Source organism: Hydrogenophaga sp. R2, assembly GCF_049843595.1.
GTDB lineage: Bacteria > Pseudomonadota > Gammaproteobacteria > Burkholderiales > Burkholderiaceae_C > Hydrogenophaga.
The window spans coordinates 1-17,310 of sequence record NZ_JBBHZN010000004.1; the positions used below are offsets into that span (position 1 = coordinate 1).

At 57.9% G+C, this 17,310-nt stretch carries 14 protein-coding genes; 12 read left to right on the forward strand and 2 right to left on the reverse strand.

Going from position 1 to position 17,310, the window contains the following annotated elements:
• The first annotated feature begins 148 nt into the window (after positions 1-148).
• Genes WD026_RS13430 through WD026_RS13440 form a run of 3 tightly spaced genes read left to right on the forward strand, consistent with a single transcriptional unit; the run spans position 149 to position 4,484 of the window.
• Positions 149-1,129, forward strand: coding sequence for a hypothetical protein (locus WD026_RS13430; protein ID WP_425724174.1), 981 nt, complete (start codon positions 149-151; stop codon positions 1,127-1,129).
• A 6-nt stretch (positions 1,130-1,135) separates the two neighbouring features.
• A complete protein-coding gene (locus tag WD026_RS13435; RefSeq protein ID WP_425724175.1) occupies positions 1,136-3,157 on the forward strand; it encodes a hypothetical protein in 2,022 nt (673 codons plus the stop codon).
• Between the two features lie 4 nt (positions 3,158-3,161).
• Positions 3,162-4,484, forward strand: coding sequence for an ATP-binding protein (locus tag WD026_RS13440; protein WP_425724176.1), 1,323 nt, complete (start codon positions 3,162-3,164; stop codon positions 4,482-4,484).
• Between the two features lie 71 nt (positions 4,485-4,555).
• Here the strand turns inward: WD026_RS13440 and WD026_RS13445 are convergent, their stop codons facing one another.
• Complete coding sequence (locus WD026_RS13445; protein ID WP_425724177.1) at positions 4,556-5,029, reverse strand: helix-turn-helix domain-containing protein; 474 nt, start codon at positions 5,027-5,029, stop codon at positions 4,556-4,558.
• A 272-nt stretch (positions 5,030-5,301) separates the two neighbouring features.
• Here WD026_RS13445 and hsdR point away from each other — a divergent pair, with 272 nt between their 5' ends.
• Genes hsdR through WD026_RS13470 form a run of 5 tightly spaced genes read left to right on the forward strand, consistent with a single transcriptional unit; the run spans position 5,302 to position 12,931 of the window.
• On the forward strand, positions 5,302-7,791 hold the full coding sequence (gene hsdR, locus WD026_RS13450; RefSeq protein ID WP_425724491.1) for an EcoAI/FtnUII family type I restriction enzme subunit R: 2,490 nt from the start codon (positions 5,302-5,304) through the stop codon (positions 7,789-7,791).
• A 15-nt stretch (positions 7,792-7,806) separates the two neighbouring features.
• Positions 7,807-9,279 carry an N-6 DNA methylase gene (locus WD026_RS13455; protein ID WP_425724178.1) on the forward strand — a complete coding sequence of 491 codons (1,473 nt, stop codon included), beginning with the start codon at positions 7,807-7,809 and terminating at the stop codon, positions 9,277-9,279.
• Positions 9,276-10,937 carry a restriction endonuclease subunit S gene (locus WD026_RS13460; protein WP_425724179.1) on the forward strand — a complete coding sequence of 554 codons (1,662 nt, stop codon included), beginning with the start codon at positions 9,276-9,278 and terminating at the stop codon, positions 10,935-10,937. Before WD026_RS13455 ends, WD026_RS13460 begins: the two co-directional genes overlap by 4 nt.
• 2 nt (positions 10,938-10,939) lie before the next feature.
• Positions 10,940-11,785 carry a hypothetical protein gene (locus WD026_RS13465; protein WP_425724180.1) on the forward strand — a complete coding sequence of 282 codons (846 nt, stop codon included), beginning with the start codon at positions 10,940-10,942 and terminating at the stop codon, positions 11,783-11,785.
• 48 nt (positions 11,786-11,833) lie between these two features.
• On the forward strand, positions 11,834-12,931 hold the full coding sequence (locus WD026_RS13470; protein ID WP_425724181.1) for a hypothetical protein: 1,098 nt from the start codon (positions 11,834-11,836) through the stop codon (positions 12,929-12,931).
• A 259-nt stretch (positions 12,932-13,190) separates the two neighbouring features.
• On the opposite strand, the gene WD026_RS13475 is transcribed toward WD026_RS13470, so the two are convergent.
• Positions 13,191-14,927 carry an AAA family ATPase gene (locus WD026_RS13475; RefSeq protein WP_425724182.1) on the reverse strand — a complete coding sequence of 579 codons (1,737 nt, stop codon included), beginning with the start codon at positions 14,925-14,927 and terminating at the stop codon, positions 13,191-13,193.
• A 439-nt stretch (positions 14,928-15,366) separates the two neighbouring features.
• Between WD026_RS13475 and WD026_RS13480 the strand changes: the two genes are divergently transcribed.
• From WD026_RS13480 to WD026_RS13495, 4 genes are all read left to right on the forward strand, one after another.
• Positions 15,367-15,750 carry a MerR family DNA-binding protein gene (locus WD026_RS13480; protein ID WP_425724183.1) on the forward strand — a complete coding sequence of 128 codons (384 nt, stop codon included), beginning with the start codon at positions 15,367-15,369 and terminating at the stop codon, positions 15,748-15,750.
• A gap of 185 nt (positions 15,751-15,935) precedes the next feature.
• Positions 15,936-16,349 (forward strand): hypothetical protein, encoded by a 414-nt coding sequence (locus tag WD026_RS13485; RefSeq protein ID WP_425724184.1) that lies wholly within the window; start codon positions 15,936-15,938, stop codon positions 16,347-16,349.
• Positions 16,350-16,477: 128 nt separating this feature from the next.
• Positions 16,478-16,954, forward strand: a complete 477-nt coding sequence (locus WD026_RS13490) for a hypothetical protein (protein ID WP_425724185.1) — start codon at positions 16,478-16,480, stop codon at positions 16,952-16,954.
• A gap of 104 nt (positions 16,955-17,058) precedes the next feature.
• Positions 17,059-17,307, forward strand: a complete 249-nt coding sequence (locus WD026_RS13495) for a DUF2933 domain-containing protein (RefSeq protein WP_425724186.1) — start codon at positions 17,059-17,061, stop codon at positions 17,305-17,307.
• The last annotated feature ends 3 nt before the right edge of the window (positions 17,308-17,310 follow it).

Below are 17,310 nucleotides of genomic sequence, written 5' to 3' on the forward strand. Positions count from 1 at the left end.
TTTCATCCCCTTGAGAGTCATCGCGCAGCGCTCCTGCTCCGGATTCCAGGTCACGTTACGGTGGCCCCGGTTGAATCTATTCATACGGCGTCTAAAAGCAAGTACCAGATCGGTCTGATACTTGGGCGCTAAGGCACGGGGGAAGGCCATGGATGACGACGTCGTTGAAAGCGCGAAATCCTTTGAGGCAATGCGCGCGCGGGCCAGAAATGCTCCAGGCTGGAGCTGCGATCACCAGGCAGCCATACAGGCCAAGCCGGGGCAAGCGCCCCAAATGTCTTGGGCGTACCGTATCGAGCATCCGGTGTTCGGCCAAACGATTCATGTGCTGTCGCGAGCGGAGTATGTATTGGTCTTCCTCGCGCTCTACAGCGACAAGCTTTTCTGGCTTCGGGACCAGTTTAAGTTTGACTTGTTTGCTGGGCCACACCCACTTCATGGTCATCCTGGACTTCTAGGTCAGCCGGTACGTCAACACAGTGGTACCTTGGAGATCGCCAGGTACCTTGAAGTATTCGATTCACACCCATGGACGATGAAGGTGCTGGAAGGGATTGAGCAAAGTAGCGTACCTGTCCCACTAGAAATGCTCGGCGACTTTCTACTGTTCTTGGTGGACAACAAGGGCCCTTACTGTGTCCACTTCGACATTAAGAGCAGTGCAGCCGCTCATGGCAAACCTGGGCCGCAGCGCTTCAATGCGGGAGTGGGGATCAAGCGCAATGAGAATGCAGCCAACAAGAACGCGATCAAAGCTCATTACATGGCTGAACTGGGGATCCGTCAGGTATTCCTGCATCCTGGTCTGCTTGATACGCAGGTAGCGTGCAACTTACGATTTCTGTTCCAGTGGACGGTTCGGTCAGTAGAGTTGGGCTTCATTGAGCAACAGGAACTCGCAGAACTCTTTCGGACAGCACTGCGGCTCGGTACTCCGCCTGCACTTGTTATCGCTCGGTGCGCATCACGGTGGGGTTGGTCGGCCACAGAATGTCGCCGACTCCTGTTTCAGTCTATCTGGAGACGAGAGCTGCGGGTGGATCTGTTTGACGCAATCCTGGTGGATCGCGCCTTGCAGCCGGAGCGGCGAGACGTTCTCTTGGTGTACGAGAACTGGTTCATGAGGTAACTGCCCATGTCGCCCAACCAGTACATCGCACCAAACGGCTACAGACAGCTCAAAAAGAGTGTTCGGTATCACAAGCTGGCCATCAGTGAGCCGAAGAGGATCGTCTTGCTCGTGAGCTTCCTTGCCGATCCCAAACCAAGCTATGAACTTGAAGTCATTGCACTGGCGGACTACACCAAGGGCCTCGGGTCAGGCCAGATTGTGCAGACCGATGACGTGATCTCTATGCCGCCGTGGCTTTCCTCGCTGGAAGGAAAGAACCTCGAGCGGCTCGACGCGATCAGGATCAACCAAAAGGTTCCTCATCGAGACCTTGTGATGAATCGGCACCAGCAGGTCGCCCACATTCTTGAATGCTGGCCTGCGATCTTGACGGCTCACGAGGTCGAAAAGGCCTTGAACAAGATCATTCGTAGCCTTGAACCTAAACAGAATGAAACGCGAGTCCGGCTCTGGTTTTTCACCTACCTCGCCTTTGGTCACAACATCTGGACTCTGCTTCCAGACTACTTCACATGGCCCGGAGATCAAAGTGAGCCGCTACCTAGTGGTGTGAAAAGGGGGCGACCGAGCAAGGACGGTAAGGATGTGGGCTTCAACTGCGATGCGCGTATGGCGCAGCTGTGCGTTGATGGGTACAAGCAGCACATGACACAAGGAGCGACGGTCCACGAGGTGTACGCCAAGACGATGGACAGCCACTTTGGTTGTATCGCAGTCTTCAGAACCAGTGGTGACTGCAAATTGCTCCACCCGCTTGGTGAGCCATTTCCAAGCATCGGGCAGTACTGGTACCACGTCAAGAAAGCAGTTGATCAGAACCAGTTATACATTGAACGCTACGGGAAAACTCGGGCTCGCGGAAAACACCAGGCCTCCAAGGGTTCCTACTGCGAAGAAGTCGCTTACTCGATGGAGAAAGTTGAAGCTGATGCGTATACGGTTGAGGTGCATCCAAGGTCGATCGTTACTGGAGCTGCCGCGCCGCGCTTGTACGTTGTTCGACTCAGGTGCAGTACGAGTGGGGCCTTCGTTGGAATTGGATTCGGCGCTGGTGCCGAGGATGCCGATGCGTACAAAGCAGCACTGTTCTGCGCTTGTGTTGACAAGGTCTACTTCTGTAGCCTCTTCGGAATCACCATCAAACCGGGGGAGTGGCCGACGGTAGGACTTGGCCTTGAGTATCTGCCTGACCGCGGCAGCGGATCGTGCAATGCAGTCGTCGAAAAGCTGCGCGGCCTGGTAGCTTCGGTTGGGATACCACCGACTAGCGAGCCGCAGTCTCACGGATCAATCGAGTCCAGCCACCCGAGGAACCCGACCATCAAAGGTATCAAGCACTACCGGGTGGCCAAGGCCAATGTGATCGAGCTTGCCAGGGCTTGCGTTCTGGAAGTGCTCGAGTTCAATAGATCGGCTGATTGCACTGGTCGGTTGACGGTTGAGATGACACAGCAAGGTGTCACACCTACCCCGCTGGGATTGCTGAACTACTACGAAGGACTCGGCCGCAACGCTGCCCAGACCATTTCCCGAAACGATGCAATTCGTTTGTTCACAACGCCAGTGACTTTCATACTGCAGAGAGGCTGGCTAACTCTGGAATCCCAGCGCTATTCGTCACCAGAGCTCGAGAGTATGGGAATCCTGAGTCAAAGCCGGGACGCCAGTTGCGTCCGACTTGATGGATATGCACTGAGGATGTGTGCTCGCAAGGCTTGGGTGTTTATCGGACTGGATGTCGTTGAAGTTGAAATCCGACCTCGGGTTCGCGGCAGTGAGCAGGATAAGTATGTGACGCTGCAGGAGCTCGAAGAGCACGGGACGGCAATCAAGGATGGCCTGAACAAGCTTCAAAGCCGGAAGGCGGCCGCCACGCTATCCATGATTCATGGCTCAACGGCACAGATTGGGACGCATGTTTTGAAGGAGGAAACCAGAGCCGGCACACCGAAGGTTCGCTCTGCCTCCTTGGGAGCAGAGCGCAGGATCCTCAACCGCAAGCACAGTACCAAACCCGGGAGTTAATCGAATGTCTGTTCCCACCGCATGGAGCAAGTTCGCCCGGTTCTCTTCTTGGACCGATGCCAAGATCGCCGACCGTATTCGTCTGTACGGAACCTCAAGTCCCGGTCTTTCCAATTGCAGCCCTCTGTCTGCTCGTGCCGAGATAAGGGCAATCCTGGCCAGTATCTATATTCCGTCAACGCAGGTGCTGGTCACTATACGCAAGGCACTCGCCATGCTGGAGGCACACGCTCGAGTTCACTACAGCGACCAGCACGCCTATCGTTCGACCATCAATGCAGCACATCGGAAACCGGCAGTTGTCCGTCCTCTGTGCATCACCGGTTTGCCAGGTGTCGGGAAGACGGCTTTGTGTGAGAGCTTGATCAGGCTGATGGATGAAAAGCCTGTTATCGAAGTTGGTGCGGGGTACGAGCCTGTCCGCTTTCAGCTGGCGAGGCACGTGAAGGTGACTGCTGTCAACTCAATCGCTGATGTGTTGAAGCAGGTTGTCTTCGGTACTGATGAAGCATCCCGAAGTTACTCTCTCAAGGAACTGGGTCGTGTCGGGGTGAGGAGTGTTTACAGAGACGGTCTCCTCTTAGCAATGCTCGATGAAATGCAGATGGTTGCCAGAGGAGAGAACGCTAGCGTCAATGTTGTGAAGCTTCTGCTTGCCACTGTTGACCTGGGCATACCGGTGATTCACTCGTCAAACTTCATCAATGTTGCCAAGATCATGCGGAGTGGCATGGAGATCACGGATCGGCTGATGGTGAACTCTTCAGTGATGGTTCCTGAGCAAAGCGACGATCCTGCAGAGTTCGAACTGCGAAAAGCGTACGAGGTCGCCACTGGCGGTGCAGTGCCTGATGATGAAAGGCTGTGGTCTGTCATCAACGACATTACCTTGAGCATTCACCGAACTCGCATCGAACTCCTGTGTCTGGCATTTGAACTAGCCAGGCAGGTTGGTCGCTCGAAGATCTCGATTGACGATTTGACCCGCGCTGCTCTCTCGCCTGATTTTGCTCCTAGCAGAGCCAGCGTCGTCGCGCTTTCTTCGATGGCTATCAGCGGTCGGCCAGTTGTCGGAAGGAAAGACTTGGTCTGTCCTCTTGGGGTCCACTTTGCTTTTCGTCCTGGAGCGAAGCTGGAGCTTGAGCGAGCACAGAGCGCAGCAGTCGAAGAGGTCGCGGTTATGTCATCGCTCACGCCGCTTGAGCGCTCAGGGCTAGCCAGGATTCAGAAGGATCAGACTCCGAACCCCTCAACCAGGCCAAAGAAAAGGGCCCGGCCGCCGACCTTTGAGACATTGGTGGCAAACGCGCTGCGCTACGCCGAGTAGTGGGTGAATGTCCTCATCCGTATCTCTTTTCCAATTCGACCCTCTTTCGCGCCGGACTGAAAAGGGAAGGTTCACGCGTCCGTGGCTTTCAGCATCGCCAGCGCCTCTCTCTTTCCCAGAGCGAGTCGTTCGAGGATCTGGGGGACTCTGGATGCCCTCGGCGCGGCAGCGCCAGACTCCCACTTCCACAGTGATAACGCAGAAACGCCCAGTAGTTGAGCCATCTGCAGCTGGGTGAATCCCAGTCTGGCCCTGGCTGCTTTGAGCCTTTCAGCAGAAAAGATGACCTTGCGCCCCGGCTTCCCACGAGATTTCCCAGCCAACGCCTGTGGTCGAGGAACGGCCGACTCTTGAGCCCTTTGCCCGTGGTGTGCACGGCTGAGCAGCGCGACACGACCTTGAAGCTCCTTGATCTCCTTCTTGAGCACGGCAATTGCGCTTCTTTGTGCTGCCGAGGCTTTGCGCAGTGACGAGATCTCATCTCGCAGTTCTTTGCGAGCGACTCGAGCTATTTCGGTCTTCAGGGAGTTGGCAAAGGTTGTCATTCCTTTATGGTACGCGCTGACACCGTCTGCGGCTACACCAAGTGCCCAACAAATCTCTCGAATGATCCACCGAATGGATGTATTACGCCGTGCTGCGGCTAGGTTCAACCTCTATTCCCGAGGCGGTTGAGCTCAAAACAATCCGTCATGAGCATGAGGGTTAGAACGTCCGCGAGCCTTCGCATACCTCGAACTGGTAGCCCATAATCAAGTCAGAGATGGAAACGCTCGATCACATGAACGGTGGAGCGACCGGTGGTAGCGGGATATGCATGAGCAAAAAAGACCTGAGCGAGAGCGACATCTGCGACAAGTTCATCCGCCCTGCCATGGAGAAGTCTGGCTGGAACGGCATGGACCAGATCTATCGCGAGTTCCCGCTGCGCGCAGGTCGAGTAGTGGTCCGCGGCCAGAAGGCTCAGCGCGACAAGGGCACTGTTCTGCGCGCCGACTACGCCCTGTTCTACAAGGCGAACATCCCCCTGGCGGTCGTCGAGGCCAAAGACAACAAGCACGCGATGGGTGCTGGGATGGGTCAGGCCATCCAGTATGCGGAACTGCTGAACGTGCCCTTCAGCTTCGCCAGCAACGGTGACGGCTTTGTCTTTCGTGACGCCACCCTGGCCACGGGTGTGCTGGAGCAGAACCTTTCGCTTGACGAGTTCCCCTCGCCAGCGGAGCTGTGGCAGCGTTACTGCACCTGGAAAGGCTGGACACCCGAAGTCGAGCGGATTGCTGCGTTCGACTACTCGCCCAGCAAGACGCCCCGCTATTACCAGCTCAACGCCATCAACCGTACGGTGGAAGCCATCGCTGGTGGGCAGAACCGGGTGCTGCTGGTCATGGCCACTGGCACTGGCAAGACCTACACCGCCTTCCAGATCATCTGGCGCCTCTGGAAGAGTGGTGCAAAGAAGCGCATCCTGTTTCTGGCAGACCGCAACATCCTGATCGACCAGACCATGGTCAACGACTTTCGCCCGTTCAAGGGCGCCATGGCCAAGCTCAGTCCCAACGCTAAGGGGGTTGAAAGGGTCGATGCGAACGGCCAGTCAAACACGGAAGAAGTCACCCTCGCCGTCAACAAGACCACCAAGCAGGTCGACAAGAGCTACGAGATCTACTTGTCGCTGTACCAGGCTGTCACCGGCACAGAAGAAGAGAGCAACATCTACAAGCAGTTCTCGGCCGACTTTTTCGATCTCATCGTGGTGGACGAATGTCACCGTGGCAGTGCCGCCGAAGACTCGGCCTGGCGAGAGATCCTGACCTACTTCAGCAGCGCAACCCAGGTGGGCTTGACGGCCACACCCAAGGAAACCGAAGAGGTCTCCAACAGCCACTATTTCGGCGAGCCCATCTACACCTACAGCCTCAAGCAGGGCGTTGAGGACGGCTACCTCGCGCCTTACAAGGTGATTCGCATCGACCTGGACCGAGACACTTTCGGCTGGCGCCCGACCGAAGGCATGCGAGACAACGCTGGCAACCTGATCGAGGACCGCGTTTACACCGGCACCGACATGAATCGCAAGCTCGTCCTGCAGAAGCGCGATGAGGTGGTTGCCGGCAAGGTCACTGAGTACCTCAAGGCGACCGATCGATACGCCAAAACCATCGTGTTCTGCGAAGACATCGACCACGCAGCCCGCATGCGCCAAGCCCTGGCCAACGCCAATCCAGACATCTGCGCTACCAATCCCAAGTACGTCGTGCAGATCACCGGTGACAACCAGGAAGGCAAACGCGAACTTGACAACTTCATCGACCCTGAGAAGACCTATCCAGTGATCGCTACCACCTCCAAGCTCATGAGCACCGGGGTGGATGCGCAAACCTGCAAGCTCATCGTGCTGGACCAGAACATCAAGTCGATGACGCTGTTCAAGCAGATCATCGGCCGCGGCACCCGTCTACGGGAGGACCTGGGCAAGTCGTGGTTCACCATCATGGACTTCAAGCGCGCGACGGAGAATTTCGCTGATCCTGCCTTCGACGGTGAACCCGTACAGATCTACGTGCCCGCGGAAGGGGATGCCATTGACGCGCCCGTGGAAGTTGACCCGTTCAAGGAAACTCAACCAGGCGACGATCAACCGCACCTAAGTCCCGATGCCCCGGGATCCGGCGACGGTTCCAACACAGAGCTCAAGAAGTATGTCGTGGGGGGTACCGTCACGGTGTCTGTCGCGCGCGAGCGTGTGCAGTACCTCAACGCCGACGGCAAGCTGATCACCGAGAGTCTTCGCGACTACACCCGCATCAATCTCAAGCGCCAATACGACTCGCTCGACAAGTTTCTTCAGGCCTGGAACGACGCCGACCGCAAGGCTGCGCTGATCGATGAGCTTGAAAGGCAGGGTGTGCTCATCGAGGCCTTGGCTGATGAGGTCGGGAAAGACCTGGATCCATTCGACCTGCTGCTCCATGTGGCCTACGACCAGCCGCCACTCACCCGGCGTGAGCGCGCCAGCCGCGTGAAAAAGCGCAACGTCTTCACCCAGTACGGCCCCATGGCCAGGCAAGTCATCGAAGCCCTGCTCGACAAATACGCCGACGAAGGCATCACCACGCTGGAAGCCAGCAACGTGCTGACCCTACCCCCCGTCAACCAGCTGGGCCTTCCGGCCGAGCTCGTTCGGGCGTTTGGCGGTCGGCCGCAATACCTCACCGCCCTGCAGACGCTCGAACGGGAGCTCTATGCCGACACCCATCCAACAGCACCGGGTAGCGGCAGCAGTCCTTCTGCAGCACCTTTTTGAACCTGTACTTTCTGAATGTCCAACCTCTCCCCCGTTATCAAATCCATTCAGGACGTCATGCGCCAGGACTCTGGCGTGGACGGCGACGCCCAGCGCATCTCGCAACTGACTTGGCTGCTATTCCTCAAAGTATTCGACGCGCTGGAGGAAGAACTCGAACTCACCCGCGACGACTACAAAAGCCCCATGCCCGAGAGCATGCGCTGGCGCAACTGGGCCGCCGACCCAGAAGGCATCACCGGCGACGACCTGCTGGACTTCGTCAACACCGAGTTGTTCGTTACCCTCAAGAACCTGCCGGCCGACCCGGTACGCAACCCGCGCGGCTATGTGGTGCGCGGCGTATTTGAAGACGCCTTCAACTACATGAAGAGCGGTCAGCTGCTGCGGCAGGTGATCAACAAGCTCAACGCTATCGACTTCAACCGCCAGAGCGAGCGCCATCAGTTCAACGACCTCTACGAAAAGATCCTGCGTGACCTGCAAAGCGCGGGCAACGCCGGCGAGTTCTACACCCCGCGGGCGGTCACCCAGTTCATGGTGGACATGGTCAACCCGCAGCTGGGCGAAGTGGTCATGGACCCAGCCACTGGCACAGGCGGCTTCTTGGTCTGCGCCATTGAGCACCTGCGCAAGCAGGTCAAGAACGAAGCCGACGCGGCCCAGCTGCAGGCCAGCATCCGCGGTGTGGAAAAGAAGCAGTTGCCTCACATGCTTTGCATCACCAATCTGATGCTGCACGGCATCGAGGTGCCCAGTGCCATTCGCCACGACAACACCCTGGCCCGCCCGCTGCGCGACTACACCCCAGCCGACCGGGTGGACGCAGTGCTTACCAACCCTCCCTTCGGCGGCATTGAAGAGCCGGGCATTGAACAGGGCTTCCCGGCCGATGTGCGCACCAAGGAAACGGCCGACCTGTTCCTGGTTCTCATCAAACACATCCTCAAGGCCAACGGCCGCGCCGCCCTGGTGTTGCCCGACGGCACCCTGTTTGGCGAAGGTGTCAAAACCCGCATCAAGGAACAGCTGCTGACCGAGTGCAACCTGCACACCATCGTACGCCTGCCCAACGGGGTGTTCGCCCCTTACACCGGCATCAAGACCAACCTGCTGTTCTTCACCAAGGGCCAGCCCACGCAGCACATCTGGTATTACGAGCACCCCTACCCTGAGGGTGTGAAGAGCTACAACAAGACCAAGCCCATCCGCATCGAAGAGTTCGACGCCGAAAAAGCCTGGTGGGGCAACGAGGCCGACGGCTTTGCCGCACGGGTCGAGAACGAACGCGCCTGGAAGGTCGGTATCGACCAGATCAAGGCCGCCAACTACAACCTAGACCAGAAGAACCCTCACGCCCCCGAGCAGGAGAGCCACGATCCGGACGAGCTGCTGCGCCGCTACGCTAGCCTGCAGGCCGAGGCGCAAGGCCTGCGCGACCAGCTCAAAACTATCTTGGCCGAATCGCTGACTGGAGCCCGCGAATGAGTGCGGTGTTGGAAGCACGCGAGCCCATCGCGAAATACCTCAGCGCCCTGCAGCCGCCACTGGTGCAGCAGTTCGACCTGCTGGCCACAGCGCCCGGTGGCGTGACCAAGCTGCGTGAACTGATCTTGGCGCTGGCGGTGCAGGGCAAGCTGGTGCCGCAGGACCCCAATGACGAACCCGCAGGCGAACTGCTGAAGAAGATTCGGGAGGAGAAAGACCGACTGACTGCCGAAGGGAAGATAAAGCGGGACAAACCGCTTCCTGAGATAACTGCAGATGAAAAGGTGTTTGAGCTACCGGAGGGGTGGGAGCGTGCAAAGATTGGGTCCCTCACAAATATCTCAACAGGGAAACTAGATGCAAATGCCGCCTCTCCCGATGGACAGTATCCATTCTTTACTTGCTCTAACACCCCACTTGCTATAGATCGGTACTCATTTGACTGCAGTGCAGTTCTATTGGCTGGGAATGGCGACTTTAATCTCAAGCACTACAAAGGCAAGTTTGACGCGTACCAACGCACCTATGTAATTGAGCCAATTTTGCTTGATCTGAAATTTTTATATTTCAGTATTAGCCACTGCATTGGGGAGTTGACAAAGAACAAGCGCGGGTCGGCGATTCCATACCTAAAGATGGGAGATATTACCAATCCGCCAATTCCCGTTCCTCCCCTAGCGGAACAAGCCCGCATCGTCGCCCGTGTTGAAGAACTCATGCGCCTGTGCGATGCCCTCGAAGCCAAGGGCCAGCTCGAAGCCACACAACACGCCCAGCTTATGCAAACCCTGCTCGACGCGCTAACCGCGAGCACCTCACCACAAGAACTGGCCGACAACTGGCAACGCATCGCGACCCACTTCGACATCCTGCTCGACCGCCCTGAAGCCATCGCCGCCATGGAGCAGGTCATTCTGCAACTGGCGGTGCGCGGCTTGCTCGTGCCCCAGGACCCAAAGGACGAACCCGCCAGCGAACTTCTGAAGAAGATTCGTGCAGAGAAGGACCGCCTAATAGCGGAGGGCAAGATCAAGCGGGATAAACCTCTGCCATCAATAGCTCAGGATAAGAGACCGTTTGAACTGCCGGCAGGGTGGGAGTGGGTACCGCTTCAGCATATTGGCTACACGCAGACAGGCACGACGCCAGACAAGAAGAATCCAGATCTTTACGGATCGCACATCCCATTTATCAAGCCAGGAGACATACATCCTGGGGACGTTGACTATGGCAATGAGGGGTTGTCTGAACTTGGCCTGAAGGATTCCGGACGTACTGCTCCTTCAGGTTCAATATTGATGGTGTGTATCGGCACCATTGGAAAAACAAACATAATCGACAGAGATTGCTCGTTCAATCAGCAGATTAACTCAGTTACACCAATATTCTGCATCCCTGAGTTCATAAGTCTTTATTTAAGGTGTCCGTATTTCCAGTCGGAGGCATGGGCTCGCTCGTCGAGTACGACAATTTCCATCCTCAATAAGGGAAAGTGGGAGGAAATCCCGTTAGCACTGCCACCCCTCGCCGAACAATGCCGCATCGTCGCCCACGTCGAATCACTGCTCCGAATTTGCAGCGATCTGCGCGAGCGCCTCGCCGCCATCCAGACCACCCAAGCCCACCTAGCCGAAGCCTTGATCGACGAGGTGACCTGAGCATGTCGTTTGTCGGCGAAGCCAACGGGCTGGTCGGTCTGCTGGGCAAAACGTGGAACCTGCTGCACGACCGCCTGGACCCGGTACGCGCTCAAGCCAAGCGCCTCATCGAAGCCTTCGAGGCCTACGGCGTCGCCCGCCAGCAGATTCCCCGCCTCCTGCCCGCTGACCTGAAGCTGCCCAACGCCGCATTTTCGACCCCCGACAAACTGAAGGACAAGCTCACATCTGAGCTGCTGGACTGGGCGGCTGAGCACCTGGCCATCAGGCGATCGTGGCTCGATTTGGTTGATTCACACCCGCATCTGGTGCATGACCATTACAAGTCTCCGGCTCACTACCGCGAGTGGTTCTCCGGACGGCTCAAGCAGGCTCCTAACGTCCCACGCTGGCTTTCTATCTGGAAACCCGTTGGGCAAGAGATACCCAACGGCCAAGGCCCGCTATGTCTGGTCTATGAGGAAACCTCTCAATGCTTGGACGGTGCTGAGCTCACGCGCTATTGGCTGCTGTCGGACCACTGGAGCATTCATCACGCACCGTGCCTTGAGAACCTGCTTGCTGTAATGGCGATTGCGCGCTCATTGGGCATCTCTGTGCTGGGCAGTAACCTCCCCCTCTCTGAGCTTCAACAACTTGAGGCCGGATCAAAACTCTTGCCGGATGTTGCCAAACATCGCCGGGGCGCCTGGCACCCCGAGGACCTGATCGATCCCTTGCTGGGTAACGACCCTGAGTGGCGTCAGGCGCTTTGGTGTGGAGCCCTGAGCTATCTGGCCAAGGACGGTATGGATATCTCGGCTCTGGAAGCGGGAGCGTCTACAGAAGAGGGCCGAGCGAGCTCCTGAGGCCTACTAACCAGAGCAATCTTCAATAACGTCGTCAAGGAGGACACGATGCCCATTCAGCACGCGATCTGGCAGGTAGGCACTCAACCGCAGTTGCTGAATGCCGGCAAGTTGCCGAGCGAGCAGTTACTGGAAGAGATGATCGTGAGTGATCCGCGCATCTTGTCCAGCGAGTGGATGTTGATCGGGCAGCAAGAAGTCACGACCTTCGGAGGACGGATCGATCTGCTCGCGATCGCGCCCGATGGCTCTCTGGTTCTGATTGAACTGAAACGCGACCGTACGCCGCGCGAGATCGTGGCCCAGGCGCTGGACTACGCTTCATGGCTGCAAGGACTGACGGCGGACAAGTTGGTGCAGATCTACAGCCGGTTCTCAAACGGAGGTAGCCTTGAAAAGGCGTTTCAGGACCGCTTCGGCACGCCGCTCGACGAAGACTCTCTCAATCACACCCACCAGATCATCATTGCTGCGGCAGAGCTTGATCCTTCCACCGAACGGATCGTCGGCTACCTCAACGAGCGCGATATTCCGATCAACGTGATCTTCTTCCAGGTGTTCCAGCACGGTGAGCACCAGCTGCTCAGCCGCACATGGCTCATCGATCCGGGAGAGACCCAGGCCAACGCCGCGGTAGGCAAGAGCCAGGTTGGCGAGAAAGAGCCGTGGAACGGCGAGTACTACGTGTCCTTTGGCGACACCACCAGCCGCAGCTGGGAGGATGCGCGCAAGTACGGCTACATCAGCGCAGGTGGGGGAACCTGGTACAGCCAGACGCTGAAGATGTTGTCTCCTGGGGACCGCGTCTGGGTCAACATTCCCAAGAAAGGTTATGTGGGCGTAGGCACCGTCGAGCAGGCCGTTCAACCCGCGAGTGAGTTCACCGTGGCAACAGAAGATGGCGTCCAGTCGGTCATGGACGTGGTGCAGCACGGCGCCAAATACAAGGCCTTGGCCTCCACACCAGAGCTGAGCGAGTACTTCGTCAAGGTGAAGTGGACTGACACCCGGGAAGCCAACAAAGCCTTCAACGAGGTTGGCCTGTTCGGCAATCAGAACACGGTGTGCCAGCCCACCACGCCCAAGTGGCGCCACACGGTGGAGCGGCTCAAGCAGGTTTTCTCCGCAGAAACAGCCCAGAAATGAGGTGGTGCGTCCAGCCTTCGGCAGCAAGGTGTCGTTGCACTGCTTAGAGCCTGAATTGCTCCCAATCAGCTCGCGTGGACATAGGGGCCATTGAGCGAAGGGTTCACTGTTGTAGTGCGAGTGATCCTATGTTCAATCTCGCAAACGATGCAAACATCTCAACCTGCGGGTTAGCCGTGCACCTTCATTCCTGAGCACTGTTCGGACCGCAAACAAAGGCAGCCGGATCGGCCCTAAACGGCCGACCGCGAGGGCACCATCAATGTCGCCACTGTCGATGATCTTTCGTCATCAGATCCATCTTGAGAGCGTGAGTCAGAGCACCTTTCAACTCGCGGATGCTTCGACTTCCAAAAGCACACACCTTTGATTCAAAGCCCTTGAATACGCCTGAAGGAAGTCCCCATTCACCAGCCAAGTCCTCAAGCACATGGGGCACCGCTGCGGCTATGTGCTCCGGACTTGGCTCATTGAACATCACGACCTGACACCTGGAGAGAAGCGGCGTGGGCAGCCGTGACAACGAGTTGGCCGTCAGGATGAAGCTGACCATCGAGAGGTCACATTCGGTTTGCAGGAAGCTGTCGAACCACCGGCGTGCAGACTCTGCCTCCAGGAGGCCCAGCAGAGCGCTGGACACGGGTGCGCTGTTGACCGACCGGTCGCTCGCCTTATCCACCTCGTCAAGCAGCACCATAGCGGACGGGCTGTTTGCGTTGAGCAGCAGATCGAGCAAGGAAGAAGGCTGCCCGGTTGACCAACCGCGGCTGGTTCCCAGGAGAGCCCGGCTGTCGTCCATGCCCCCAATACTGATGGCTCGGAACGCCAGGTTCAGCTCTTCGGCCAGGCGGCGAGCAAACCGGGTTTTACCCACACCGGGTTGTCCAGCAATCAAGGTTGGCCGGACCTTGCAATTGAGCGCGCCGAGGTGTCGCTTCAAGCGCAGCTCGCCGAGGATGGCGTCGATGGCGCCAGAGGCCCAAGGGAACTCCCCGGTCAGGATCTCCTGAATGCCGTACAGCTGGTCGGGGGCGGGCAGTTGGACGACGGGCTGCACGGTCTGCAAAACCTTGAACCGCTGGATCTGCAGCTGATCGTTTGCATCGCTGGCCGGCGGGATGGAGCCCTGGATTACCGCCAGGCGTTTGACCGGTAGGACGACTTCACACGGTTGTCTCGACTCCTTTGCCGGGACGTCAGTCTTCGGGGTAGTGATTGTCAGCAAGGCATCGCTGGTATTGAGCCGGTGAGCCACCAGCTGAAGCGCCTCGTAGTCCAGACAATGGAGCAAGCTCTGGCTGGGATCGGTCGCCAGCAGCTCGGCCTCCCCTTCCTTGAGCAGTTCCCAGGTGGGATTACAAAACCGCTGCAGGTCCATCCGGCGCTCCCGGCATTCCCACTTGATTTGCTTGTTCACGCCATGCAGGAAGTACATCATCACAAGCTCAGCAGCTTGGTGGCGCTTCTGCAAGCTGAGGGCTCGAATGTTGACCTTGCTCAGTCCGGATATGTGGCGAAAGGCCGATTGGAGCAGCGGGCTCACGTACCTCAGAGTGGTTCCAGCCAGGATCGGCTCGCCGTTCTTGTAGAGGCCGAACACTTTGCGTCGCTCGCCCCTGGCGCAGCTCACTCGGGGCTCGTATCCCAGGAGCTGGTACTGCAGACGGGTGAGCAGGTGCAGCAGTTCGATCGAGTTGAGCCGATCTGCCAGCAGGAGCTGCACGTTCATCGCCAGCAGGCTGGGTGATTCGATGTCGTCGGGGAACCGAGCTACCTGGTTGTAGATGAGCCGCAGCGCGGTGAGTCGGTCCTGGTGATCAGCCTCCGGATCATGGAGCACCGCGAAGTGAAGGATGTTCCTGGCCAGAGACTCGTCCTCGACGGGCCACTGTGTCAGAAACGGGTGACTGGCGCCCGCGTCGCGGGCCGCTGCAACGAGTTCAGCCAGGCGCTCGTCGGTGTAGCGCCAGATCTGCTGACAGATATCTGCATTCATGCTGCTCTCCACAAACAAAGTTGCGGTTCAAGCTGCCGGCGCGGTGGCCGGGAGGCAGCTGTCGGAGAGCAACGAAAGGGTCAGGTGTGACCCGCCGAGCCGCAAGAATTCATCAGTCAATCGCAGCCGTCAAGCGCTCGGGAGAGGGCTGCCCAGAAACCGCTGTGTGAAGGATATACACCACACAGGCGCATGGTCTAGATCGTTGTTTTTGTTGAAGAAAGTGACAGTTTCCGTTCGTCGGAAAGAGGCCCTTCCGACCGTAAAAAACGGGCCGCCGCTTGCTGACGCCACAGTTCACAGCGCATGCGTCGATCGCATCTACTCTCCAGTAGACCGTCATCGGAGCGAGTGGTCGCAAGCCAGATGAACGTGGACAATTTTTGAGTGTTCGGGATACCGTCTCTATGGCTACCGAGAAGTCTCGGTGTTGAGATTTGTGCGGCAGTCGCGCCACCTCGGGTTATCGGTGGCTCAAATCGCCGAGCTCATCGGCCTGTGGAGTGATTCACAGCGCACGAGCCGCGAAGTCAAGGCCGTAGCGCAACGCCACCTGGCCGACCTTGAAGAAAAGCGCCGCGAAATCGAGCAGATGATGGACGGTCTCTCGGTGCTGGTGAAGGCCTGCCACGGCAATGACCAGCCTCACTGCGCCATCCTGGACAAACTCTCGCGCGGCAGCCTTGCCCAGCATCAGCCCCAGCAAAAGCCCCAGCTCAAGAAATCCCGGGTTCAGGCAGAAGTGACCAGCGCCAGCACTTCCAGCCCCATCGACCTCATGGCCTGGATGCGCGGCGTTCACGTTCACCATGACGCCCACTGAGGGGACAAGCCGTTACTGCCATGGCAGCGAGCCGGTGTGTTCGGTGACGAACCGACCGACGTAGCGCCCAGTCGCACACTGGATCGACTTGAGATCGTGTCTCGACCTGCTTTCTTGATCTGCGTCAAGGCTTCTCAAGCGTCCAGGGTTAGCCTTGGATCGTTGCCTCTGTTCACCTGACTGATATGCACCTGTATCGCCACTCGCTGCGCCATGCCACCTGGATGATCCTGGCGGTGTGGTTGTTTGCGTTGGGTGCAGGGGTGGCCAATGCATGCCTTTTGAACCAACCGAACAGCGGTAGTCACTCTTCTTTCGCGGCGATGTCACAGGATGTACCCGTCGCCCAAACCCATCACGGCGAGCAATCCGACCCCGACGATGCCGGATGCTTGAAGTTTTGCGATGAAGCCTCGCTGGCCATCACCAAGGTGGACCAGCCCATCGTCGATGGCAACCCAGGATTGATCGGCGTGCTGTACCGGTCATGGGGGCCAGCCAACACCTCGGCAGTCGCAGTTCAAGTCCAGGTGCATTCCACCAGACTTGCGCACCTGGGTTTGCCCATTGCTGAGCGACCCCATCGGTTGACGTTATAGGCCATATTGCAGCTTATCGCCAAGAGCGCTCCTGCGCTCTACCGGCCCGTATGGCCCCTTTCCATTTTGGCGTCCGCCACCTTGTAGCCGCCTGTAGCGGTACCCCTCTTCATTCAAAGAGCACAACCATGAAAACCTCCTGCACCATCCTTGCGATCTCCACCGCTTTGTTGCTGACGGCTTGCGCGAATCCGAGCGCACCAGTCACCGGCGCAACCTCGGTATCCAAAGCCGACGACCACAGCGCACATCAAGCCGCTGCAGCAGCGTCCACAGCGCCAACCGCCGTGCAAAGCCGCATGAAGGAGATGCAGGCCATGCGCGACAAGATGATGAATGTGAAGACACCAGCCGAGCGGCAAGCCTTGATGGACGAGCACATGAAAACCATGCACGAAGGCATGGAGATGATGAAGAGCATGAAGGCAATGGGCGGAATGCACGGCAAGGCGGGCACACCAGGCATGTCGGGCATGAAGGACATGCCCATGGACATGTCCAAGCACCATCAGATGATGGAGATGCGCATGGACATGATGCAGACCATGATGGAAATGATGATGCAGCGCATGCCGGGTGCAGTCACCACTCCCACCGGCAACTGACAAGCGATTGACGCTCAACCCGGGTGCGATTGAACTGCACATCGATCGCTCGGAGCGGCACCTTCTCCCAAGCCTTTCGCAGGCAACTCTGAAGGAGCAATGCAATGAACCTATCCAACAATGAATCCAACGAGCCATCGTTCTGGCGCCGCCCGGCAGGAATGGCACTGGTAACGGTCGCCCTGATCGCTGGCTTTTACCTCCTGCGAGAGCACTGGGGCCATGTTCTGGGTTACTGGCCTTACCTGCTGCTGCTCGCTTGTCCGCTGATGCACTTGATGCACGGGAACGGCCATGGGGGCCATGGCAGCCATCCGCAGGACTCCGGGCGTACCCACAACGACAGGAAATAGGCG